The following is a 24,593-nucleotide window of genomic DNA, read 5'->3' as shown; positions in this document are numbered from 1 at the left end:
CCTTTCTAACTATTCACCAGATGAGCATAGAAGCCATCCTGAGCAACCAACTCTTCATGCGTCCCTTGCTCCACGATTTCACCCTTGTCCAGAACAACCACTTTTTCAGATCGCTCCGCAATGGTCAATCGATGGGCAATGAAAATGATGGTCTTGTCCAACTCTAAAAGGTTGTCAATAATCTTTTTCTCTGTCAAGATATCCAGATTGCTGGTCGCCTCATCAAGGATCAAAATAGGAGCATCGGTCAAAAGAGCCCTAGCCAAGGCCAAGCGCTGACGCTGACCGCCTGAAATACCTGAACCATCTGATGTCAATTCTGTTTGATAATTCAAAGGCATCCGTTCAATATCTTCACGAATTTCTGCAATTTCCAACGCCCGAATGATTTCTTTCTGAGTCGTTCCGGGCTTGGCACCTAGGAGAACATTCTCCAAGATGGTACCATTAAAGACATAAGGCTGTTGCGGCAAGTAATTGATATGACGACGCAAGACATGCTTGTCAATCTGATTAAGGTTGATATTATTAACCAGAATTTCTCCCTCGTTCGGATCATAGAAATTCACAATCATCTTAGCAAGGGTCGTCTTTCCAGAACCAGAAATTCCGACAAAGGCCACCTTGCTGCCTCTTTCAATGGTCAAATTAATATCTGACAGAACATTTCGTCCATAGCCATACTTATAGCTAACATTCCGCAACTCAATGTCGCCCTTGGTCATGCTCAAATCACGGATCGCTTTTTTATCCATAAATTCAGAGTCAACCAGATAAACCTCGTTCAAGCGATTATTGGCAACTTGTGCAGTCTGAAGCTTGGTTTGTAAATTGATAATATTTTCCAGCGGATTTGTGAAATAAACCAGCAAAGTATTATAAGTAATTAGCTGCCCCAAGGTCATTTTATTGTCCATTACCAAAAGGGCTCCCATCCAAAGGATTGCAACATTCAGCAAGAGCTGAGCTGTCTTCTTCAAACCAATTTGGATATTCTCCATCCGACTATAAGCGAATGATTTCTTCAAATAATCCACAAATTCTCTATCAATCTTTTGATAGCGGAAATCTTCACTTGTCAAGGATTTGATCGTCTCAATACCATTGATATCTTCGATAATAGAAGAAGACAGAATGGCATTGGATTCCATGGTGTCGCGATTCATTTTTTCAAATGGCTTCATGAAAGCGAAAATCACGACGATATAGATAGGCAGCGAGAGCAAACTGATAAAGAACAAATAGAAGTTTTGTGAGAACAAAACAATTGCCATGACGACAACGATAGACACATCCAAAAAGATGGACAGAATAGTACTAGCTAAGGCATCAATGATACTATTGGCATCATTGAAGCGCGATACGATTTCCCCTGTCCTTCTCGTCGCAAAAAAAGACATGGGTAGATGAAAGACATGCTTAATATAGGACAAAATCACATCAATCGAAAGGCGTTGTCCCAAAATGAGAAGCAGATAGCTCTGAGCATAAGTTAGGACCTGTTGCAAAATGTAGACAACTATTAGACCGAGAGAAATAATTCCTAAGGTATTCCTCATCTGATTCGGTACGTAAGTATCAATAATCCCCTGCATGTAGTAAGAGCCCACGATGTTGATGATCGTCACCAGCATCGTTGCGATAACGATATTGGCAATCAGTCCCTTTTGTTTCATTAAAATCGGAACAAAAGACCAGAGACCGTTTTTCTTTTCCTTGTGTGGTCTATATTCTGGCGCTGGGGCGATAAAAATAGAGACACCTGTCCACTCTTGCGCAAACTGTTCCTTAGAAAGTTTGGTCATTTTTACAGCCGGATCCGGATCCGCAATATAAACCGAATGTTTATCGTGCCCAGTCACAACATAATAGTGAAGCAATTTCTTATCTTTGATAACATGGGCGATAAAAGGATAAACGATGCCCTTCATGTCAAATAAAGACATATCCGCTTTAAAGGCTCGTGTTTCAAAACCTAACTCTTCCGAAACCTTCACTAGCCCAAAAGCAGTTGTTCCTCTTAAAGTTGTCTTGGCCATTTCACGCAAACTAGCCAAAGAATAATAGGAACCATAATAACCATATATCATGGCTAGCGCTGCTACACCACAATCTCTCGCGTCAACTTGAGCCCTATAATGACGCTTTGTAAATCTCATACAATCTCCTTTATTCACAAAAGTGTAAATTTGCTTTTATGGAGAACGACCCTCGCATAAAAACTCCTAATTAGTAAACATACTATTCAACACAAACTGCTTGTCAACTTTATCCATAGCGGTTCTCTCCAGTAAAAAACAAGTATAAATTAGGAAAGAGAACTTTCATAACAAGCAAAAAATAGATATCTCTATCATACACTAATGTGGCGTATTTTTCCAATGGTATCAGTCGTTTTACTCTATATAAGCACAAAATTACTTAAAAAACAGACCTAAAGTAACTTTTACACTAAAAAGCCTCTTGTCCAAATCAAGACGAACAAGAGGCTTTATATCGAAACAAAAAATATTAGTTAAAAACGTCTGGGCTTGCAGCACCACCGTTGTTAGCACCGCCACCATTGCTAGAACCACCAGATCTTGAACCAAATCTACCTCTGATGCGACCATATGCACGAATAGCAAGTCCACGTACAGTGCGACCAACTTCACGACCGATATCAAATACGGCACGTACAAGGTCACCACCGACCCATCCACCTTCTACTTCAACCAATTCAGCTTCAGTAAGAGGCATAAATTTTTGATCTAATGATTTAAAATCTTTGTTCATAAAATTCACCTTCTTCTATTTGAAATTATTAAATTAGCTGAAAAGTCCTACTAAGAAACCTGAAACCAATGAGCCACCCAAAATAGCCAATGATACTGTGAAAATATCAACAGGGATACCGTAGAATGCCCATCCACCGTCGATCATCATCATTTCTTCTTCAGTCAACGCAGCGAATTGGTTGTCCATCATAGCAAAGTTTTCCATATGTGTTCTCCTTTTTTTACAAGGCTTCCTTAACCTTGTTAATATATTGTTTGTGGTCAGTTTTATTCAAACATCGCTTCAACACTTATATTATACAACAACCCTATCGGGTTCAACATGACATTGATGTCATGTTTGGAAGAAAAATGTGTAATTTTTTCATAATCTTTTAAATATCCTGTTTTTCCCATTTTCCCTAGTTTCATTTTGTGGTACAATAGGGGCTATGGAAAGTATTACTTTGAGTCCTAAACAAGGAGAAATTCAGGCTTTTGTCCAGAAATATCAAGACAAGCTTGTGCCTAGTAAAAATCAGTATATCCAATATCTACTGAAATTGAACCAGGCAACTGTCAGTATCTATACTTCTGGCAAGGTTCTTTTCCAAGGAGAAAAAGCTGGTCACTATGCTGCTTTTTTCGGCCATCAAGCCGAGGAAGCCAGCAAGACTTCTCAGAAGATCTCCCTTATAGGTACGGATGAGGTCGGAAATGGCTCTTACTTTGGTGGTTTAGCAGTTGTTGCTTCCTTTGTCAGTCCAGAACAGCACGCTTTCTTGCGTAAGTTGGGCGTGGGCGATTCGAAGGCCTTGACCGACCTTAAGATTCGGCAACTGGCACCGATTTTGAAAAAGGAAATCCAACATCAGGCTCTGCTCCTGTCTCCAGAAAAATATAACGAAGTGGTTGCCTCTGGTTACAATGCCGTATCTGTCAAGGTAGCTCTTCACAATCAAGCCATTTATCTGCTGCTACAAAAAGGTCTGACACCAGAAAAAATCGTCATTGACGCCTTTACCAGTCAGCAGAATTATGACAAATACCTGAAAAATGAGAAGAATCATTTCCCAAATCCCATTAGCCTCATTGAAAAAGCTGAAGGGAAGTTTCTAGCTGTCGCCGTTAGCTCCATTATCGCTCGCGATCTCTTTCTGGAAAATCTGGAAAATCTGAGTCAAGAGCTTGGTTATACTCTTCCGAGCGGGGCTGGGAGTAAGAGTGATCAAGTTGCTTGCCAGATCCTCCAAGCCTATGGAATGGCTGGCCTCCAGCATACCGCTAAACTTCATTTTAAAAATACAGAAAAAGCTAAAAAGCTCTTAGAAAGGTAGACTATGAAAAACAAACGCTTTGACTTCCGTGCCTTCCTCAAGGAGTGGGGAGTCTTTACCCTGATTGTCTCCGTCATCTTACTCACTCGCTGGCTGCTCTGGGCACCTGTCAAGGTAGACGGCCACTCTATGGATCCAACCTTAGCCAATGGTGAGTATTTGATGGTTTTGAAACACCAGTCTATTGACCGTTTCGATATTGTTGTAGCCTCCGAAAAGGATGACGATGGCAAAAAGAAAGAAGTCGTCAAGCGGGTGATTGGCCTTCCGGGTGATACCATTCAGTACGAAAACGACACCCTCTATATCAATGGTAAGAAGACTGATGAACCTTATTTAACAGATTACATCAAAAAATTCCAAAAGGACAAGCTCCAGTCTACCTATGTGGGCAAGGATTACACGGACAACGGAACTTTCTTCCGAAAGCTAGCCTCTCAAGCCCAAGCCTTTACCGTGGACAAGGAAGGTAGCCCCGTCTTTACCACCAAACTCCTAGATGATGAGTACCTGCTTTTAGGTGACGATCGCATCGTGTCTAAGGATAGTCGGCAGGTCGGTGCATTTAAATCCAATCAGATTCAAGGCGAAGCTAAATTCCGCATCTGGCCAATCCTACCTTTCAAGACTTACTAATACTTAAGAGTATACCCCATCCAAACTCAGTTGACTTCTCAGCTGGGTTTACTTTTTAAAAACAGATACATAAACAATGACAGAATTTTATTTTTCAGGCACTATTGAGCGCATCATTTTTGAAAATCCCAGCAATTTCTTTCGAATCCTCCTCTTGGATATCCAAGACACGGATTGTGAAGATTTTGATGATTTTGAGATTATTGTGACCGGAACCATGGCCGATATTATCGAAGGCGAGGATTATACATTTTGGGGAAACCTAGTTCAACATCCAAAGTACGGACAGCAGCTAAAAATTTCCCGCTACGATAGGGCAAAACCAACTAGCAAGGGGCTGGTTAAATATTTTTCCAGTGACCACTTTAAGGGTATCGGGGTCAAGACAGCTCAAAAAATCGTGGAACTCTATGGGGACGAAACCATTGACAAGATTTTAGCTGAGCCAGAAAAACTTAAAGAAATCACTGGCCTTTCTGCCAAGAACCGAGAAGCCTTTGTGGCCAAACTGCAACTCAACTATGGAACAGAGCTGGTCTTAGCTAAACTGGCCGCCTACGGCATTCCCAACAAGCTAGCCTTTCAGATCCAAGAAACTTACAAGGAAGAAACGCTGGAAATCGTCGAGCACTATCCCTACCAACTGGTCGAGGACATCCAAGGTATCGGCTTTAAAATTGCCGATCAGCTGGCCCAACAGTTGGGAATTGAAAGTGATGCTCCTGAGCGTTTTCGGGCTGGCTTGATTCATATCCTCCTGACACAGTCCATGGAAACTGGCGATACCTATTTGGAGGCCAGAGACCTATTGGTACATACGATTGAGCTTCTAGAGAGTTCGCGTCAAGTAGAGCTAGATCCCAGTCTGGTAGCCGATGAATTGGCTCACCTGATTGAGGAAGACAAGGTCCAGAATGTCGAAACTAAGATTTTTGAAAACAGCCTATTCTTTGCCGAGGAAGGCATCCGCAGCAATCTGGTCCGCCTCTTGGAAAAAGGCCATCAGGATCGCTTTGAAGAAGAGAAAATCCTTGACACCATCAGCCAAGCTGAAGATGATCTAGGCATCCACTATGATGGTATTCAGAAACAGGCCATTTTCGAGGCTATCACGCAAAAAGTCTTTATCCTGACGGGCGGCCCAGGAACAGGCAAAACAACCGTCATCAATGGTATCATCTCCGTCTACAGCCAGCTTCGAGGCTTGGATTTGAAAAAGAAGACCGATTTGCCCATCCTCCTGGCTGCTCCTACTGGTCGGGCTGCTCGCCGAATGAACGAGCTGACTGGACTGCCCAGTGCTACGATTCACCGCCACCTCGGTATGACTGGAGATGATGATAGCAGCCATTTGGATGATTATCTGGATGCTGACTTTATCATCGTGGACGAGTTCTCCATGGTAGACACTTGGCTGGCCAACCAGCTTCTCAGCAATATCTCCTCCAATACCAAACTGCTCTTGGTTGGGGATGCAGAGCAGTTGCCCTCTGTCAGTCCTGGCCAGGTATTAGCTGACCTACTGCAAATACCGAGTATCCCCCAAACCAAGCTGGAAAAAATTTACCGTCAGAGCCAAGATTCGACCATTGTTACTCTGGCTAGTCAAATCCAAAAAGGACTACTGCCAGAAGATTTTACTGAGAAAAAAGCGGATCGTTCCTATTTCGAAGCTCGAAATGAACACATCCCGCCCATGATTGAACGAATTACCAGCGCAGCTATTCGCAGTGGCATCCCAGCTCAGGATGTGCAAGTGCTGGCTCCCATGTACCGCGGACAGGCCGGCATTGACCAGATTAACAGCCTCATGCAAAATCTCATCAATCCTGTGGAAAAAGACCAGCTGATCTTTGAGGCACCTGACTGCCAATATCGACAGGGAGATCGGGTCATCCACCTCGTCAATGACGCTGAATGCAATGTTTTTAACGGTGACTTGGGCTATATCACAGACCTGCTGCCAGCTAAATACACCGAATCCAAGCAGGACGAACTAACCATCAACTTTGACGGCAACGAGATTAGCTATCAGCGCAGCGAATGGTACAAAATCCGCCTAGCCTATGCCATGAGTATCCACAAATCCCAAGGTAGCGAGTTTCCAGTGGTCATCCTTCCCATTACCCGAAGCAGCCACCGCATGCTCCAGCGAAATCTGGTCTACACTGCTATTACCCGAGCCAAGAGCAAACTGATCCTACTTGGGGAAAAGTCAGCCTTTGACTACGCCATAAAAAATACCGGAACAGCCCGCAAAACCTATCTGATTGAACGTTTTGGAGATACAGAATCCCCTCAAGAAATTATCCACAATCCTGTGGATAATAACGAGCCACCTGTGGAAAACTATATCCTGACTGAGGAAAACTTCCAGAAAATTGATCCTATGATTGGGATAACAAAAGAAGATATTCACAGTATTTTTGGCGATGGCAATTAAATGGAAACCGAATCCAATAGGTTTACTTTTTATGCTGTTTATACTGTCACAAAACTTACTGAACAATGCTAGCAAAGTTGTTCTTTGACCAGTTCCAACCTGAACTTCCTTATCAAATATCCCCCTTAAAATAGTAGAGTCTGAAACAGTTTTATACGAAAGCTTCAAAAAATGCAAAATCTCTTTCTTATGTTACAATGAGGGAGAAAAATTTATATTAAGGAATGTGAGCTCGTCTCCCTCGCCCCTTTTTAAGCTTCTTGTATTCTTTTCTAAAGTCAACTAATAGGAAAGTAGAAAATAAGCTAATTTTAGTAACGAAGATGACTAGAGAAATATCCATCCATAGCCAATATTAATCAAGAAACTTTATTTTTTATCTATTATAAACCACAGAACGGAGAGGTGTTCACAGAAAACCTCTCCGTTCAAAAACAGATCAAGAAGAATCCAATCTAATTTTCCCATAATACGATCAATGTAAGTAACTTATAAAATCCTTCCCATTGAAGATTTTATAAATTTGAGTCACTCTTGCTTTTCATTTTCAAGGGAAACAAGCTAAGCATTTGTTTGATCTCATTGAAAAACTATTTCTTGTGTAAATCCTATCTTTCTAACTGTTTTTCAGACCTTTTTGGAAGATAAAGATAAAACCATTAATAAACTAGGATTTTCCTACTCACACACAAAACTAAAAGATGCCAACAACATCATCAAGGTTATCTAGCGAAATGCTCCCAGCTTTCGGAACTTTGATAACTTTAGAATAGAATTCTTACCAATTTGAATATCAAAAAGGAGAGGAAAAATTGATCCTCTCCAGTAGATGACTTTTCGCTAACCCACTACAGTTGATAAAGAGTCGATTTTTTCTGTCTAACTTTTGGAGTGCAATCAACAATTAATTTGTTTCACTTATTTTTGTATTCCATATTTCTATCAATAAATCTATTCGTTCAACCGATTTATTACTTCCGTAGTTGTAGTAGATGAACCTTAACTTCTGCAAGGTGTCTTGAATTGTTACTATATCTTTTATTCTTTTCCCAATTTTATATCTCCTATTTAAGTTTTTTCTTATTTCACATAAATAGAATTTTTTCTCACTTGGATTACTATTCACATCTAGCCAACAATAATAGAAACAAGAAATCCTTTCCAGTGTCTCTAACTGGTATTTGATATTCCCGGTTTCATTAGCTAAATTTAATCGTTCTTTAAGAATAGAAATAGCTTCCCTAAATTTTCCTTGATTACTAAGCTCCGTTGATAAATCATAAGCAATTTCAATTAAATCCTTGACTTTGGCAACATACTTAGCACTTTGATATAGTAATTCTAAGATTTCTACACGAAGTGATAATGGGACACCATCATCATAAATATACTGGTACGCATCTTCTAAGTATTGAAACTGAGCCTCAACCGATCTTTTTGCTTGAAATTCGTTAGGCATGAAATGAGAATTCCTTTCTTCTAAAGCCTTAACCAATTCAACATACTCTTTTAGTATCTCCATCGAATTACCTAACTCAATTAATCCATCATATAGAATACTAGAATGGTAATAAGGATTGTGAAAAAGCAATGGATCTGTTCGTAAAATGATATTCCAAAAATTAATAATGCTTTCGTAATTCTCTGTTTTACACCATTTTCTGTATAATTTCTTATTATCCTTAATAATTCTATAAATCGTTTGAAAATCAGAATCGTTTGAAATTGTATAAAATGTAGGTATAGTTTCTTCTAGTTTGTCAGGGTTACGATTTCCCCTAGCTTTAAATTTATTATCTATATCTATATATCCAAGCATAATACTTAAATAGTAAGAAAAAAAATCTCTTCCATAATCCATATACCAAACAGGACTATTGTTATCAAAACTTAGTCCAATAAATTGGTTATTATAAAATTCATTAGGGAATTGTATATCCTTTATTTTAAATTGTAACTTTAGTTTAGTTATTAGAGGAAAATCGTCTCCTTCATGCAATGGAAATAAAAATATTGTTTTCCCTTTAACTCCTAACTCCTCTACTAGATTTAATTCCCATGATACTCCCTCTGTATTTCCTACTAGAGATATTATTTTATTTACTTTAGGCAATAAATAAAAAATTTCTTTTTTCCACTTATCTATATTATCGTAATCATCAACAATTATCGTTTTAAAAAAAGTCCCTTTATACCATTTTTTTTTATTAGGATTAGCGACACCAATTAAAATTCCAAAACCAGAAGTATTTATTAAGCGAGATAGTCCCTCAGAAAAATTAATCAACGGAAAAAGTGCGAATCTTAAAAATGTAGGTCCAGCAATAAACGGAAAGTATATTAGGTTATCATCTTTCGCAAAAGGACGTAAAAATAACACAACAGGTTCTTGGCGATTAATTAGATTTTGAAAACTGAAGTTTTGCTTTGAGTATATTAATGCAAATAAATAGTCATATAATAGTTCTGAACATAATAACACACTGTAGCTGAACATTGCTATTTTAAGATTTGTTAAAAATTCTCCTCTAAAAGTAAGTAAAATCTGAAGAGCACTACTTGTCATTATTAAAGAAATCGTCCATATTAATAGTAAGCCCATTTTTTGCATAGTATTGAAACATATATAGTAACCTGCAACCTTTCCTCTTTGTTTATTCTCCAAAAAAGAATAAGAAAAGTTACATATTGAAAGAATAATGGAAAAAATGTACTTCCAACTTGTAGGAAATTTTGAAATATGAATTAATAACAATAATACAAAAAAAAGAAATGGAACTAACAGTGTAACCCTAAATTTAAACATTACCAATAATTCTTGAGCAACGTCACTCAACATGTACACCTTAGTATTTTCAGCTTGATTCAATTTATTGAGCTGATCGTATTGCTTTTCTACATCCTCTATCAGAATACTAGCGCTCGCTGAAAAAAAACGAAACAATCCTTTAGAAACTGCACTACGATCTGCCAGAAAACAACAAATATGAACTATAATAACAATTATTAAAAAGTAAAGAAATATCATATTACTTCATACCACTTTATATATTAAATGAACAAGAACTCTACAAATAATATCCCCATATGATTCGCTATATTAAATGTTGTCTAATCTTTTCAATTTCATCTATTGTCTCCTGCAAAGATGCTTGCTCCCATGACACACTTTTAGATTTAAATACGTCTAAATACTGTTTGTAAAGTGTTTCACATTCCAAATAGTAGTAGGCAACTGCTAAAGTTGCATATTTCCAATAGTCATCTTCATCCGCATTTTCAGTAATCAGGTCTATAAGTTCTCTATAAACTTTGTTAGCTTCAAATTGATTATATTTAATCTGTTCCTTATCAGTAATATGTAAAAGCTGCAATAATAAACAATTAGCATAATTCTCCCCATTATAATAATCTTGTTTAACTATGTATCCTTTTCTATAAATATTTATCGCATCTTCTAAATAATCTGGATTTTTATTTACTCTATACAATCTCTTATATATAGCACCAGCTATGCCCAATGTTTCAGTATCAAGGGTCTTCTTTAACGGCAATTGCTGAATAATCTTTAACGCCTCCATTAAAGCTCTTGTCTCATTAGGAACCTTGGATTTATATGTAGCGAGAGCCAATTGCTGGATAAAATAATCTTCCCCTGGTGATTTTTCAACTAATTTTTTCCAACAATTTTTTGATTCTACAAAATTTCCCTTCTTTTTAAGATCTTTCGCTTTTTGTAACAATTCTCCAATCGTATCCGAATAGTTTTCTGCATCAGAAATCAATTTACAATAATAATTATTATCGTATTGAAGAGGTTTCACTTTTGGAATATAGGTATATAGAGGGCTATCCGTTTGCTGTTTTTCTGATTCTTTAATATATTTTTTGAGTTTACTCATCATTTCATCTGATTCAGATTTCGAAATTTTTTCACCAAATTTTTTGTATCTATAGATACGAGAATGGTTTAGATCAAATGGAATATCGTGATCTTCTTGAATCATCATCACAGTAGAGAAAGGCTTCGCAGCATGTCGAACACCCAATTCATAAGCAGCATTTATATTATAAGTCGTCAAGTCGGCAATAACTAAATCTGCATGCAAAAGTAGTTCATACATGCTAACATCAATGATTGTTGATCCAGCAACATCATCTGCTCTAATTACTTTATAATTCTGAAATTCTTTCTCAAATAATGGTTTAATAACTTCATTATAGATTTCATCCAAATCAATTAATTCATTCGTTTTAAAATATGTTTTTTTCCCAAATCCCATCACAACAAAACAAACTTTATTTTTCATTAAAATCCTCTTCTCTAAAAAATTCTGATTCTTTTCCCATCTATATAAATATTTCTGAAATTCTTTCCTCCATAAGCTTCCTCATGAAAAGATGTTATTTTATTCGGAATAAAAGTTATTGACTTTCCCTTCTTTACCATCTCTATAATATCTTTGTTATACTCTCGACTAAGTTGAATCCAATGAGACTCACCTTCATGAAAACCTTCCTCTATTGGCAGCAAGGTATCTAATTTACAAAATATATAGGCTTTTCTTTCATCTACTTCTGCAATTTTAGCAGTAAATTCTTTTTTCAAAACAGATATCTTTCGAAATTTTCCACAAGCTTCATCAAGCTCTTTTTCTAACCTATAATTATCGCAATTTAATTCAAAATGATGAAAAATAAAATCTAAAAATCTTTTCAACGCAGAACGACACTGACTATCTCCATTCAAAAAGACGCCTTTTGAATTACTGTCTATACAGCTATTCAAAAATTTATCATCTTTTAAATTGAATCCCGGAACATAAAAATTATAGTAGTCATGTTTTTTTACCCACGTTGCCCCCAGCTCATTCAGACAAACTACACTAGAAAAGTAATCCGAGGAAAGTAGAAATAATACAATTGTCTTACCATTAAGATATTCTTGTAAATAGTCATATATATTTTTACCGAAAGGCACATCATTATTTTCATTCGAAGTATAGATTAACTTATTATTAGTTAAACCTACACCAATCAACAATTCTCGTAATACATCCCCATACTCTTTATTCTTTGAATTATGACTCAAAAATATATTAACTTCATCATTCTCAAATTCATTAGAAGTACGTTTACCAAAAAAAGGAAAAGAAGACATCTTATCACCTCGAACTCAATATATAACTAATAGTACCAAATTATCTATAACTTTTCTACTGTACAGTACTTAAAATAAATTATCATATTAATCCACAAACAAAAGCATACATATTTTATTATAATTTTTACCTAAATCCCGTCACTGTCAGTCCTAATAAGCGAACGCCTCGCGGCTGCTCTTCCAGGCTGTCATAAATTTCATGACTAACCCGCTCAATCATTTCTCCTTCCCTCGTTTCTTGCTCTAAGGTCCTCCTTTTGGTTAAGGTTGAAAAGTCAGCATAGCGGATTTTAAGGACAACTGTCTTGCCAGCCTTCTGGTGTTTCTCTAAGCTGAGGGCGACCTTAGCTGCCAAGCGAGATAGTTCTTTTTTTATATCCTCCTCGCCATGGAGCAATTTGGCATAAGTTCGCTCCTTACCGATAGACTTGCGAATACGATTGGACTTGACCGGACTATTGCTGATACCACGCGCTTTCCGGTAGAGATCAAAGCCAAAGCGGCCGAACTTATCAATCAAGGTCATTTCTGGTATTTTGAGCAGATCCGCACCAGTATAAACACCCATTTCATGCAGTTTCTCGACACTCTTCTTACCCACCCCATGAAATTTAGCAATGTCCATGGGGGCTAGAAAGGCCTCTGCCTCTTTAGGCAGAATGACCGTCAGACCGTGCGGCTTCTCATAGTCACTGGCAATCTTGGCCAGAAATTTATTATAAGAAACGCCTGCAGAAGCCGTCAGCTGCAGTTCATTCCAGATATCATGCTGGATCAGCTTGGCTATCTTGACCGCAGATTTAAGCCCTAGCTTATTTTCCGTCACATCCAGATAGGCCTCGTCGATACTCATGGGCTCAATTTTATCCGTATAGCGCTTAAAAATCTCTCGGATCTGCAAACCAACCGCCTGATATTTTTCGTAATTCCCCGAGATAAAAATTCCCTGCGGGCAGCGCTCATAGGCTTCCTTGGAACTCATAGCTGAATGAACTCCGAACTTTCTGGCTTCATAATTACAAGTCGAAACCACACCACGTCCACCCGTCTGACGCGGATCACTACCGATAATCACAGGCTTTCCCTTTAGTTTAGGATTGTCCCGCTCTTCGACCGAAGCAAAAAAAGCATCCATATCAATATGAATGATCTTTCGCGATGTGTCATTGATTAGCGGAAAAATTAACATGCCGTCTCCTATAAGTAGAATAGCTCTTTAAGAAATTTTATCATTTTTAAAGCAAGTTTCAAAGGATTTTTATCCAAAAGTATGACCAGAGAAAACAAGAAACTTTCAGTACTGGGTAAGTATGATCAAAATAAAATGTAAAACAAGTATCCTGCAACTCGGTTTATCCAAATCTTCCTACTATTTTCATTTACATTTTCAAAATTATAAGACAGTTTACGAAAAATATCAATCTGTATTATAAAAGAAAGCCTCTCTTAGCACTGAAATTCGTTTGTGAAACCGATTACCTTATGATATACTTTAATTATAAATGTAACAGTTTATGTTGCTAGAATAAAGAGGAAAATCTAATGGTTGTTAAAACAGTTGTGGAAGCTCAAGACATTTTTGACAAGGCCTGGGAAGGCTTCAAAGGTGAAGACTGGAAAGAGAAAGCAAGTGTTTCTCGCTTCGTTCAAGCCAATTACACACCTTATGATGGAGATGAAAGCTTCTTGGCAGGTCCTACTGAGCGCTCACTCCACATCAAAAAAATCGTAGAAGAAACAAAAGCTCACTACGAAGAAACTCGTTTCCCAATGGACACTCGTCCAACATCTATTGCAGATATCCCTGCTGGTTATATTGACAGAGATAACGAACTAATTTACGGTATTCAAAACGATGAACTCTTCAAATTGAACTTCATGCCAAAAGGTGGTATCCGCATGGCTGAAACAACTTTGAAGGAAAATGGATACGAACCAGATCCTGCTGTTCACGAAATTTTCACAAAATATGTGACAACTGTTAACGACGGTATTTTCCGTGCTTATACTTCTAACATCCGCCGTGCTCGTCACGCCCACACTGTAACTGGTCTTCCAGATGCTTACTCACGTGGACGTATCATCGGGGTTTACGCACGTCTTGCTCTTTACGGTGCAGACTACTTGATGCAAGAAAAAGTCAACGACTGGAATGCTATCAAAGAAATCGACGAAGAAACAATCCGTCTTCGTGAAGAAGTAAACCTTCAATACCAAGCTTTGCAACAAGTTGTTCGCTTGGGTGATCTTTACGGAGTTGACGTTCGCAAACCAGCGATGAACGTTAAAGAAGCAATCCAATGGGTTAACATCGCCTTTATGGCTGTCTGCCGTGTTATCAACGGTGCTGCTACATCTCTAGGACGTGTGCCAATCGTATTGGATATCTTTGCAGAACGTGACCTTGCTCGTGGTACATTTACTGAATCAGAAATCCAAGAATTTGTTGATGATTTCGTTATGAAACTTCGTACAGTTAAATTTGCTCGTACAAAAGCCTATGACCAATTGTACTCAGGTGACCCAACCTTCATCACAACTTCTATGGCTGGTATGGGTAACGACGGTCGTCACCGTGTTACGAAGATGGACTACCGTTTCTTGAACACTCTTGACAACATCGGTAACTCTCCAGAACCAAACTTGACAGTTCTCTGGACTGACAAGCTTCCATACTCATTCCGCCGCTACTGTATGCATATGAGCCACAAACACTCTTCTATCCAATACGAAGGTGTAACAACAATGGCTAAAGACGGATACGGAGAAATGAGCTGTATCTCATGCTGTGTGTCACCACTTGACCCAGAAAACGAAGATCAACGTCACAACATCCAGTACTTCGGTGCTCGTGTAAACGTATTGAAAGCTCTTCTTACTGGTTTGAACGGTGGTTACGATGATGTGCATAAAGATTACAAAGTATTTGACATCGATCCTATCCGTGATGAAGTTCTTGAATTCGAATCAGTTAAAGCGAACTTTGAAAAATCACTTGACTGGTTGACTGACACTTATGTAGATGCTTTGAACATCATCCACTACATGACTGACAAATACAACTACGAAGCTGTTCAAATGGCCTTCTTGCCAACTAAACAACGTGCTAACATGGGATTCGGTATCTGCGGATTCGCTAACACTGTTGACACATTGTCAGCTATCAAATACGCTACAGTTAAACCAATCCGTGACGAAAATGGCTACATCTACGATTACGAAACAATCGGTGAATACCCACGTTGGGGTGAAGATGACCCACGTTCAAACGAATTGGCAGAATGGTTGATCGAAGCTTACACAACTCGTCTACGTAGCCACAAACTTTACAAAGACGCAGAAGCTACTGTATCACTTTTGACAATCACATCTAACGTTGCTTACTCTAAACAAACTGGTAACTCACCAGTCCACAAAGGTGTATACCTTAACGAAGATGGTTCTGTGAACTTGTCTAAACTTGAATTCTTCTCACCAGGTGCTAACCCATCTAACAAAGCGAAAGGTGGCTGGTTGCAAAACTTGAACTCACTTGCGAGCCTTGACTTTGGTTACGCAGCTGACGGTATCTCATTGACAACACAAGTTTCACCACGCGCTCTTGGTAAGACTCGTGACGAACAAGTGGACAACTTGGTAACAATTCTTGATGGTTACTTCGAAAACGGTGGACAACACGTTAACTTGAACGTTATGGACTTGCAAGATGTTTACGACAAGATCATGTCTGGCGAAGATGTTATCGTACGTATCTCTGGATACTGTGTAAACACTAAATACCTCACTCCAGAGCAAAAGACTGAATTGACACAACGTGTCTTCCACGAAGTTCTTTCTATGGATGATGCACTTAGCTAAGCCTCTTTCCTAATTGTAAAACCAGCTGAAAATCAGCTGGTTTTCTTTTGCTTTGGAGAGATAGCTTTGAGCATTTGTGTTATAATAGAGTTATTGTGAAATGAAAAAAGGGGATATAATGGCTGAGAAAATGTCTACAGATGAAAAAAATCTTAATCTGGCCGTCGATGTTATCATGCTAGCTGGGACTTTGCTATTACAAAGTGGTTCAGAGATTTATCGGGTCGAAGACACCATGATCCGGATCGCCCATTCGCAGGGCATCATGGACTGCAATGCCTTGGCCATGCCAGTTGCCATATTCTTTTCCATTGAAAATACCAATATTTCTCGAATGAAGCGAAATATCCATACGAACTATAATATCGAGAAGGTCTGTGATGTCAATCAAGTCTCTCGCCAACTGGTTAGTGGTGCCATCAATCTGGAAGAAGCGCTTGAACAACTAAAGGAACTTAAAATAAAAAAACTTCCTTATAGCAAAAAAGAACTGATTACAGCTGCTACGCTCAGTGCTCCCTTCTTTTCGATCATGTTCGGAGGAAATTTCTACGATGCTCTTGGGGCTGGTATAGCGACCCTATTTGGCTTTTCTTTCTCCCTTTATGTCGATAAATACATTCGGATTCCTTTCGTATCAGCCTTTGCTGGGGCTTTCGTCTTTGGATTATTGGCCCAGATTTGGGCTCGCTATTCAGGCTTCGATTCAACAGCAGACTTGATTATTGCAGGGGCTGTCATGCCCTTCGTCCCAGGAATCGCTCTGACCAACTCTGTGCGTGACATCATGACCAGCCATATCAATTCTGGGATGAGCAAGCTCTTTGAATCGCTCCTCATTACCCTTGCTCTCGGTGCAGGTACCTCTGTCGCCCTCCTTATTATGAAATAAGCCTATGACAATCTTGACTTTCTTACTGCAAGCCCTTGCCAGCCTACTGGCCATCATCACCTTTTTAATCGTTCTAAATGTCCAGCGGAGTATGCTGATTCCTGGCGGAGTCTTAGGAATGGCCACTTGGCTACTCTATCTCCTGCTCAAAGGACCGACCAATGTCATTATTGCAACCTTTGTGGCTGCTATCATTGGTTCCTGTGCCAGCCAAATCCTCAGCATCATCTATAGAACGCCAGCTGTCGTCTTTATTTTGGCTATTCTGGCTCCTCTAGTGCCTGGTTATATTTCCTATCGGACAACGGCCTTTTTTGTGACAGGCGATTATAGTCAGGCCATGGTTCATGCTACCTTGGTCGTCATCCTAGCCTTGGTCATCTCTATCGGGATGGCTAGCGGGACTGTCGTCTTAAAGATTTACAGCTACCTTAAGAAACATCCTCTTCACTATAAAAAATGAGAGTGGGACAGAAATCGGTCATTCGTTAGAATTCGATTTCGTCGTCCCACCTCCGCACAGTTGAGTAGGGCTGTAAAAGCTGATGAAATCAGCCTAGTAGAGCCCACTCAACCACTGCGGCTTGCTCGACAATCCAAAGACAATTGAGAGGCTAGGACTTTTGTCCCAGCCTCATTTTTCTTTACGCATTTTAGCTAAAATTTCCTTGGCTTTTGCCTGATTGAATTGCTTTTCTTTGAGAAGTTCTGCAACAACAGCAGCAATCTCATCTTCCTGAGCACCGATCAATAAAGCTAGGGATTTAGCTTGGAGCTTCATGTGGCCAGCCTGAATTCCCGTGGTCACCAGCGCTCTCAAGGCTGCAAAATTCTGCGCTAAGCCGACAGAGACAATTATCGAAGCCAATTCTTTGGCTGTAGGTTGCCCTAATAAATCAAAACTGGCGACAACCATTGGATTAAGCCCAATGGAGCCTCCCTTGGCCGCAACAGGCATGGGTAGAGTCAACTGGCCATAGAGCTTACCTGCCTCTAGATCGACCTCCCACTGACTCAATCCTTGGTAGCCGCCATCGCGAGCAGCATAGGCATGGGCTCCGGCTTCAATGGCCCGCCAGTCATTTCCTGTCGCCAAAAGAACTGCATCAATTCCGTTAAAAATACCTTTATTATGCGTGCTGGCCCGATAAGGATCCTGCTTTGCAAACTGACTGGCTAGAGCGATTCTTTTAGCGGTGCGTTCGGCTTCTGCCTTATCTCGACTGAGTGAATGGAAATCAATTTCACAAGAGGCTGTTACGAGCGCTTCAGTCGCATAGTTAGATAAGATAGCCATCAAGCTCTGTCCACCTGTTAACTCCTCCAACCGTTCTTTTAGGGCTTCCAGCATTGTATTAAGGATATTGGCACCCATGGCTTCCTGAGTGTCCACGACAAGGTAGACGACTAGAAAGTCCGTCTCTCCCTCCAGGAAATCCGTTCTCAAATCACGCGCCCCACCACCTCGCTTGACGATGGAAGGATGGGCTTGATTCGCCAATTCCAGCAAAGCTGACTTCTCATTTTGGATTTGCTCTAAGGCTTTAGCTACATCGGGTACATCATAGAGTGCGACCTGCCCAATCATCTGCCGATTATGAATCTTGGTCTTGAAACCACCGCTACGCTTGATGATTTTTGCTGCAAAACTAGCAGCAGCAACGACAGAAGGCTCCTCTGTTGCAAAAGGTACCGGATAAACCTGCCCATCTATGAGAAAGTCCGGTGCAATCGAATAAGGCAAAGCCAGAATAGAAAGCACATTTTCACTCATTTGATTGGCTGTCTCCAGCGGTAAATGGCTTTGATTAGCAAGGTTTTGCCAATTCTCATCCTGGAGTAGGCCATGGGCTTTCAGAAACTCTAGCCGCTCTGTAGGTGTCTTTTTAGAAAAGCCAGTCCAATTTATTTTCATGATGGTTTCTCAACTTTGATATACTTGCGCTGGTGTTGGTCGATTTGAACCAAGGCATAAACTTGGTCATCGTAGCCAGAAAAGACAGCTGAGCCGTTTTCATCCAGCTGGGCTTCTGCAAAGAAAAGCTCTTCATAGGCAGCGACCGTCAGTTCCTGCCGTTTATTTAATTTCTCCAAACGATTAGTCGTCAGCTGTTTTTCATAACCTTCTACCAGATTGGCACTGAAAATCTCAGCGACAGCACCACTACCATAACTAAAGAGAGCAATCTTGTCACCAGCCTTAAGATTTTCAGAGTTTTCTAAGAGGGACAAGAGCCCCAAAAAGAGCGAGCCTGTGTAGATGTTTCCGACCTTTTGGCTATAAAGAATAGACTTATCAAAGTTTTCTTGCAGGCCTTTTTGCTCCTCCTGAGACAAGCTTTTATCCATAATTTTATTTAAACCTTTGAGTGCTAATTTGGGATAGGGAAGATGGAAACAAACCGCTGCAAAGTCTCCCAAAGCTAAACCATGACGCTTTTGGTATTCCTTCCAAGTCGTCTTAAGGCAATCTAGGTACTGCTGGGTTGAGTAAACACCATTGACGTAAGGAGTCGTAGAGTAATTTGGGCGCCAGAAATCCATAATATCACGAGTCTGGGCCACATTGTCATCGTTGAACTCCAGAATTCGTGGATTTTGACTGATCAGCATAGCAATTGCGCCTGCACCTTGAGTCGGCTCGCCTGGCGCCTCTATCCCGTATTTTGCAATATCACTAGCGATGACCAAGACCTTGCTTTCTGGATATTGTTTGATATGTAGCTTGGCATAGTCTAGAGCAGCAGTTCCAGCGTAGCAGGCTTCCTTCATTTCAAAGCTACGAGCAAAGGGCTGGATCCCCAAAAGACCGTGAATAAAGACCGAAGCCGCCTTGCTTTGGTCGATGCTAGACTCCGTTGCGACAATGACCATATCAATGACCTGCTTATCCTCTACGGTCAAGATTTGTTCAGCCGCTGTCGCACCCAGAGTGACAATATCCTCGGTTAAAGGAGCAATGCTGATCTCCTTCATCAACAATCCCTTACTGAGTTTATTAGGATCAATACCCCGCTTCTCAGCCAGATGATCTAATTTTAAAACATAATTGCTGGTCGCAAAACCGATTTGATCGATTCCGATTTTCATCATAAAGACCTCATTCAATTCATTTGATAGCTAATAGTATTCAGACACTATTTTACCATAATTAAGGCTAAAACTCTTTTAAAAACCATTTTTTAAGCTCAAATCCGACTTGAGACGGAGAAAGTTTCTCATCAAAAAATGAGAGAAACCCAATTTTCCAATTCAGTTTCCCTCATCAGTCTATTCCAAATTTTGAGCTGGCAAATTTATGGATTTAAGGATAAGCTTCCCTCCATAAACTCCTTGAAATATCTCTTGTTTTTTTCTTTATAAATAGTCCAAAGCGAGTCCTACTTCCGTTTCCTTGCAATCAAGTGAATCGGTGTTCCTTCAAAGACAAAGGCCTTGCGGATTTGATTTTCCAAGAAACGCAGGTATGAGAAGTGCATAAGCTCTTCTTCGTTGACAAAAATGACAAAGGTTGGCGGTTTAGTCGCTACTTGAGTCGCATAGAAAATCTTGAGACGTTTGCCCTTGTCAGTCGGTGTCGGATTAATGGCGATAGCATCCATGATGACATCATTAAGCACCGCTGATGGAATACGGGTATTCTGACTCTGACTGATTTGCTTAATCATGTCCGGCAGCTTATGGAGACGCTGCTTGGTCAGAGCAGAGACAAAGATAATCGGTGCATAAGACAAGTACTGGAACTGGTCTCGGATATCCTCTTCCCAGTCTTTCATGGTATGGTTGTCTTTTTCCAGCGTATCCCACTTATTGACGACGATGATCATTCCTTTTCCTGCTTCATGGGCGAAGCCAGCGATTCGCTTGTCGTACTCACGAATCCCTTCTTCAGCATTCAGCACCATCAGAACGACATCTGAGCGATCGATTGCCCGCATAGCCCGCATAACAGAGTATTTCTCTGTATTTTCATAGACCTTGCCTGACTTGCGCATACCAGCCGTGTCGATCATGGTAAATTCCTGACCTTCACTGTCCGTAAAGACCGTATCAATCGCATCGCGCGTGGTACCAGCCACTGGACTGGCAATGACCCGATCCTCACCCAAGATAGCATTGATCAAGCTAGATTTGCCGACATTAGGACGACCAATCAAGCTAAACTTAATCATATCAGGATTTTCAACCACTTCCTCATGTGGAAGATTTTCAACGATAGCATCCAGAACATCCCCTGTACCAATCCCGTGGACAGAAGATACAGGGAATGGATCTCCCAAGCCCAGCGCATAGAAATCATAGATTTCATTGCGCATTTCGGGATTGTCCACTTTATTAACCGCCAAGATAATCGGCTTGTGGGTCTTGTAGAGCATGCGAGCGACATACTCGTCCGCATCAGTGATGCCTTCCTTGCCGGACACGACAAAAACGATGACATCAGCCTCGTCCATAGCGATCTCAGCTTGATGCTTGATTTGCTCCATAAAAGGCGCATCAACATCGTCAATTCCGCCCGTATCAATGATACTAAACTTACGATTCAGCCAATCTGCCGTCGCATAGATTCGGTCTCGGGTAACCCCTTCCACGTCTTCAACAATGGAAATCCGCTCTCCCGCAATCCGATTAAAAAGCGTTGATTTGCCGACATTAGGACGGCCGACAATGGCAATAGTTGGTAAAGCCATGTTTTCCCTCTTTCATTCTTTGGGACAGAGCAGAGCTCCGCCTTAATTTTCTAATTTCTTTTCTTTGAACAGCTGGTCAATCGCTTGATTCGGCTCCTGACCAAATTGAGCTGCCAAACGCTGGCTCCAAGTATCCTGTGCTCGCTCTCCAGCATACTCAGCCTGCACACGGTCATAGGCCTCGATAACTGAGCTTCCCTGCTCACAGTATTCTTCCTCAAAGACCACCGCTTCATAGGGCAGGCGTGGCTTGACAGCATGGTTTTGATTTGGTTTTCCTAAAGCCATACCAAAAACTGGATAAGTATAGTCTGGCAGATTAAATAGCTGGGCAATTTTTGAAGCTTCGTAGCGAACTAAACCAATAATAACACCGCCATAACCCAGACTTTCAGCTGCCAAGAGGGTATTTTGCCCTGCCAAAGCAGCATCTACCGAGCTAATGAGGATATTTTCAGTTCCCTCCGGATAAAAATCTTCTGTATGTAGCGCAGCTCCCTTTTTAGCTCGATTGAGGTCTCCTACAAAGAGCAAAAAGGCTGATGCCTGAAGAATTGCTTTCTGCGGAACTAAGTCAAAAAGAGCCTCTTTTTTCTCCTGGCTGCGCACCACGATGATAGAATAGGACTGGAAGTTTTTCCAACTGGAAGCAGCACGTCCAGCATCAATGATAGTACGTAATTCCTTATCCGAAATCTGCTCCTCCGTAAAGCGACGAACAGACGTGTGAGCATTCATCAAGTTAATTGTTTCATTCATCGGCGATTCTCTCCTTCTAGGTGTACTTCTTGAGCTAAAAACTTAATCCGCTCCATTACCCGCTTAGCCTGCCAAGTCTCATCGCCATTCTTCGAGTTGGCAAAGTGACGCTCCAAATCTGCAAAACTAAAGTTAGAAGTGAAGAAAGTCGGCAGATTTTCCTGCATACGGTGCTGGAGGATAACCTGCAAAATCTCATCCCGCATCCATGGACTAGACTGCTCAGCACCGATATCGTCCAAAATCAGCACTTGAGCTGTCTTGACCTGGTCAATTTTGTCCTTGACCAAGCCAGAACTGATCGCATTTTTAACATCCAAAACAAAGCTCGGATAGTGGAGAAGAGTCGTTGAGACACTGCGCTTTTCTGACAAATCATGCGCCAGAGCAGCCATTATGTAGCTCTTACCCACGCCGAAATCTCCGTAGAGATAAACAGCCTTTTGATAATGCGGAAAGTCCGCAACAAAACTGGTCAAGAGCTCGAAAGCTTTGTAGCGACCGACATCGTCTAAATCCACTTTGGCCAAACTAGCCTCTTTTAAACTGGCTGGCAGATTGATAAGGTTGAGACGGCTTCTAATCGCTTCCTGTCTCTCCTGCTCAATCAACTCAGGCGTTTCCTCATAGGCAACATCCGCATAGCCTTCATTTTTCACCAAAATCGGCTTATAACCCTTGGCAATATAGTTCTGATCTTCTAGCAGGAAGCGATCGCGTTCGGTAATGTATTGATTGAACTTAGAAATGCTCCGCTGAATTTCGGTTGGAGACAGTTGTTCTCGACTGATAAAGGCAGCGATATCTGGATCTGCTAAAATCTGCTGGACTAATTTTTGATAATCAAACTGCTTCACCTTATTCATATGAGGCATCGCCTGTCCTATTTTTTCCATTTAATCGCCTCCTTCTTCCAGTCTCGCTAAAAGTCTTCTTTTTTGTTCTTCTAGTTCCGCTTGTTTTTCTAAGCTAGTTTCATTTTTGTAATCCGGCTGACTCCAATTCGGCACATTGCTTTTAGCAGAAGCTGGGCTGACTTGCGCAGGACGAGTATTCGTCTGCTGGTTGCGCTCACGGATTTTCAGGACTGCCTCTTCAGCCGAGGCCACCTTTTGATAAGAAAAGTCATTGGCCACCTTGAGGGCATACTTCTCATTGAGGTTGGCTGAATCCACCTTATTAAAAGTCAAGAGCAGGATGATATTGATAACTTCATCCAAAAGCCCCATCTCTGCCAAATCCTGAATCAGTTTCCGTTCACTACGCGTAATGGCCGCTTGACGAGTTTTCTTGATCTCGGCCAAAAAGAGTAGTGGCTGCTTGCTTTTGGCCTCACGAATAATAGACTGCTCTTGCGGAGAAAAGTCTCCCGAAACTGGCTTTTGCTGAATTTTTTGCTGCATCCTTTTCGTCGAAATCACATGCGACACAGCCGTTTCACGCGCTAAGACATAGGTCTCATACCAAGTCCATTTCTTCTGCTCCGCAATGGTAAACAAGTCCAAGAGGTCCGCTTTTTCATCTGCAAAACGCAAGCCATCCTGAGCCATTCTCTGTTTAAAATGCGTCAAATCAAAATCATTTTGGCGACTAGTTCTCGTCGGACTGACGTCATCCATGCCATAAATCTGGCTAAAAGAAGGACTGATCTTTTGCCCAGCTGGATTTTCCGGTCGTAGCTTATCTACCGCCGCCTGACCAATCTTTTTCTCCAAAAGACTACTGTACACATGGTGAGCAAAGAAGTCCTCAGCGGACAAGGTTGGATAGAGGCGGATGGAAAATCCCGTCTCAGTCTGAAAAAGCTCTAGCAATCCAATAGCTGATAGGCGCTCCAAACTTCTCTCCAACACTTCCATACCAAAATCAAGATGATTTAAAATATGGCTGAAAAGTCGCTGCTGAGCTCCATTATCCCAAAAAGAAACCAGATAAAGATAAAGTGCCACTGCATCCTTACCCACAATGGGTAGATAATAACGGACCAGCCCGCTCACATCTTGACCGACCTGGTTATTAGACAAGAAAGAAAAATGATCATTTGGTTTCATAAGCCC

Annotated in this window: 19 protein-coding genes and 1 pseudogene; 7 read left to right on the top strand and 13 right to left on the bottom strand. The window is 40.7% G+C overall.

The window, feature by feature from the left end:
• Positions 1-5: 5 nt before the first annotated feature.
• From comA to D8792_RS09595, 3 genes are all read right to left on the bottom strand, one after another.
• Entirely contained in the window at positions 6-2,159 is a 2,154-nt protein-coding gene (comA, locus tag D8792_RS09605; protein ID WP_125371130.1) for a peptide cleavage/export ABC transporter ComA, read from the bottom strand.
• A 352-nt stretch (positions 2,160-2,511) separates the two neighbouring features.
• Entirely contained in the window at positions 2,512-2,739 is a 228-nt protein-coding gene (locus tag D8792_RS09600; protein ID WP_260470288.1) for a hypothetical protein, read from the bottom strand.
• A gap of 69 nt (positions 2,740-2,808) precedes the next feature.
• Complete coding sequence (locus D8792_RS09595; RefSeq protein ID WP_005592399.1) at positions 2,809-2,982, bottom strand: class IIb bacteriocin, lactobin A/cerein 7B family; 174 nt, start codon at positions 2,980-2,982, stop codon at positions 2,809-2,811.
• Positions 2,983-3,208: 226 nt separating this feature from the next.
• Between D8792_RS09595 and rnhC the strand changes: the two genes are divergently transcribed.
• The 4 genes and pseudogenes from rnhC to D8792_RS11750 all read left to right on the top strand — a co-directional run.
• Positions 3,209-4,093, top strand: coding sequence for a ribonuclease HIII (gene rnhC / locus D8792_RS09590; RefSeq protein WP_125373818.1), 885 nt, complete (start codon positions 3,209-3,211; stop codon positions 4,091-4,093).
• Between the two features lie 3 nt (positions 4,094-4,096).
• Entirely contained in the window at positions 4,097-4,729 is a 633-nt protein-coding gene (lepB, locus tag D8792_RS09585) for a signal peptidase I (protein ID WP_125373817.1), read from the top strand.
• Between the two features lie 76 nt (positions 4,730-4,805).
• On the top strand, positions 4,806-7,172 hold the full coding sequence (gene recD2, locus D8792_RS09580) for an SF1B family DNA helicase RecD2 (RefSeq protein WP_125373816.1): 2,367 nt from the start codon (positions 4,806-4,808) through the stop codon (positions 7,170-7,172).
• Positions 7,173-7,705: 533 nt separating this feature from the next.
• Positions 7,706-7,988: pseudogene (locus D8792_RS11750) on the top strand (ISL3 family transposase); the annotation flags it as partial.
• A gap of 88 nt (positions 7,989-8,076) precedes the next feature.
• Here the strand turns inward: D8792_RS11750 and D8792_RS09575 are convergent.
• The 4 genes from D8792_RS09575 to dinB form a co-directional block, all read right to left on the bottom strand.
• On the bottom strand, positions 8,077-10,200 hold the full coding sequence (locus D8792_RS09575) for a hypothetical protein (RefSeq protein ID WP_125373815.1): 2,124 nt from the start codon (positions 10,198-10,200) through the stop codon (positions 8,077-8,079).
• Positions 10,201-10,267: 67 nt separating this feature from the next.
• The gene (locus D8792_RS09570) at positions 10,268-11,482 is read right to left on the bottom strand and encodes a TRAFs-binding domain-containing protein (protein ID WP_260470287.1); all 1,215 of its coding nucleotides are present in this window, start codon (positions 11,480-11,482) and stop codon (positions 10,268-10,270) included.
• A 14-nt stretch (positions 11,483-11,496) separates the two neighbouring features.
• Positions 11,497-12,333 (bottom strand): toll/interleukin-1 receptor domain-containing protein, encoded by an 837-nt coding sequence (locus tag D8792_RS09565; RefSeq protein WP_125373814.1) that lies wholly within the window; start codon positions 12,331-12,333, stop codon positions 11,497-11,499.
• A 127-nt stretch (positions 12,334-12,460) separates the two neighbouring features.
• Positions 12,461-13,525, bottom strand: coding sequence for a DNA polymerase IV (gene dinB / locus D8792_RS09560; protein WP_125373813.1), 1,065 nt, complete (start codon positions 13,523-13,525; stop codon positions 12,461-12,463).
• 353 nt (positions 13,526-13,878) lie between these two features.
• Between dinB and pflB the strand changes: the two genes are divergently transcribed.
• The 3 genes from pflB to D8792_RS09545 all read left to right on the top strand — a co-directional run bounded on the left by pflB (position 13,879) and on the right by D8792_RS09545 (position 17,549).
• Positions 13,879-16,194, top strand: coding sequence for a formate C-acetyltransferase (gene pflB, locus D8792_RS09555; protein WP_005591101.1), 2,316 nt, complete (start codon positions 13,879-13,881; stop codon positions 16,192-16,194).
• Positions 16,195-16,312: 118 nt separating this feature from the next.
• Positions 16,313-17,086 (top strand): threonine/serine exporter family protein, encoded by a 774-nt coding sequence (locus D8792_RS09550; RefSeq protein ID WP_125373812.1) that lies wholly within the window; start codon positions 16,313-16,315, stop codon positions 17,084-17,086.
• 4 nt (positions 17,087-17,090) lie between these two features.
• Positions 17,091-17,549, top strand: a complete 459-nt coding sequence (locus D8792_RS09545) for a threonine/serine exporter family protein (RefSeq protein ID WP_125373811.1) — start codon at positions 17,091-17,093, stop codon at positions 17,547-17,549.
• Between the two features lie 171 nt (positions 17,550-17,720).
• On the opposite strand, the gene D8792_RS09535 is transcribed toward D8792_RS09545, so the two are convergent.
• From D8792_RS09535 to D8792_RS09510, 6 genes are all read right to left on the bottom strand, one after another.
• A complete protein-coding gene (locus D8792_RS09535; protein ID WP_125373810.1) occupies positions 17,721-19,001 on the bottom strand; it encodes a hydroxymethylglutaryl-CoA reductase, degradative in 1,281 nt (426 codons plus the stop codon).
• Complete coding sequence (locus tag D8792_RS09530; protein WP_125373830.1) at positions 18,998-20,176, bottom strand: hydroxymethylglutaryl-CoA synthase; 1,179 nt, start codon at positions 20,174-20,176, stop codon at positions 18,998-19,000. The genes D8792_RS09535 and D8792_RS09530 overlap by 4 nt, the downstream gene beginning before the upstream one ends.
• Before the next feature lie 290 nt (positions 20,177-20,466).
• Positions 20,467-21,777 (bottom strand): ribosome biogenesis GTPase Der, encoded by a 1,311-nt coding sequence (gene der / locus D8792_RS09525; protein ID WP_048765864.1) that lies wholly within the window; start codon positions 21,775-21,777, stop codon positions 20,467-20,469.
• Positions 21,778-21,819: 42 nt separating this feature from the next.
• Complete coding sequence (locus tag D8792_RS09520) at positions 21,820-22,536, bottom strand: NADPH-dependent oxidoreductase (RefSeq protein WP_125373809.1); 717 nt, start codon at positions 22,534-22,536, stop codon at positions 21,820-21,822.
• Complete coding sequence (gene dnaI, locus D8792_RS09515) at positions 22,533-23,432, bottom strand: primosomal protein DnaI (RefSeq protein ID WP_125373808.1); 900 nt, start codon at positions 23,430-23,432, stop codon at positions 22,533-22,535. The genes D8792_RS09520 and dnaI overlap by 4 nt, the downstream gene beginning before the upstream one ends.
• On the bottom strand, positions 23,433-24,587 hold the full coding sequence (locus tag D8792_RS09510; protein ID WP_125373807.1) for a replication initiation and membrane attachment family protein: 1,155 nt from the start codon (positions 24,585-24,587) through the stop codon (positions 23,433-23,435). It abuts the gene before it with no gap.
• Between the last annotated feature and the right edge of the window lie 6 nt (positions 24,588-24,593).

This window comes from Streptococcus cristatus, from assembly GCF_003943505.1.
Lineage (GTDB): Bacteria > Bacillota > Bacilli > Lactobacillales > Streptococcaceae > Streptococcus > Streptococcus cristatus_E.
This window is presented reverse-complemented; position numbering and strand designations above follow the sequence as displayed.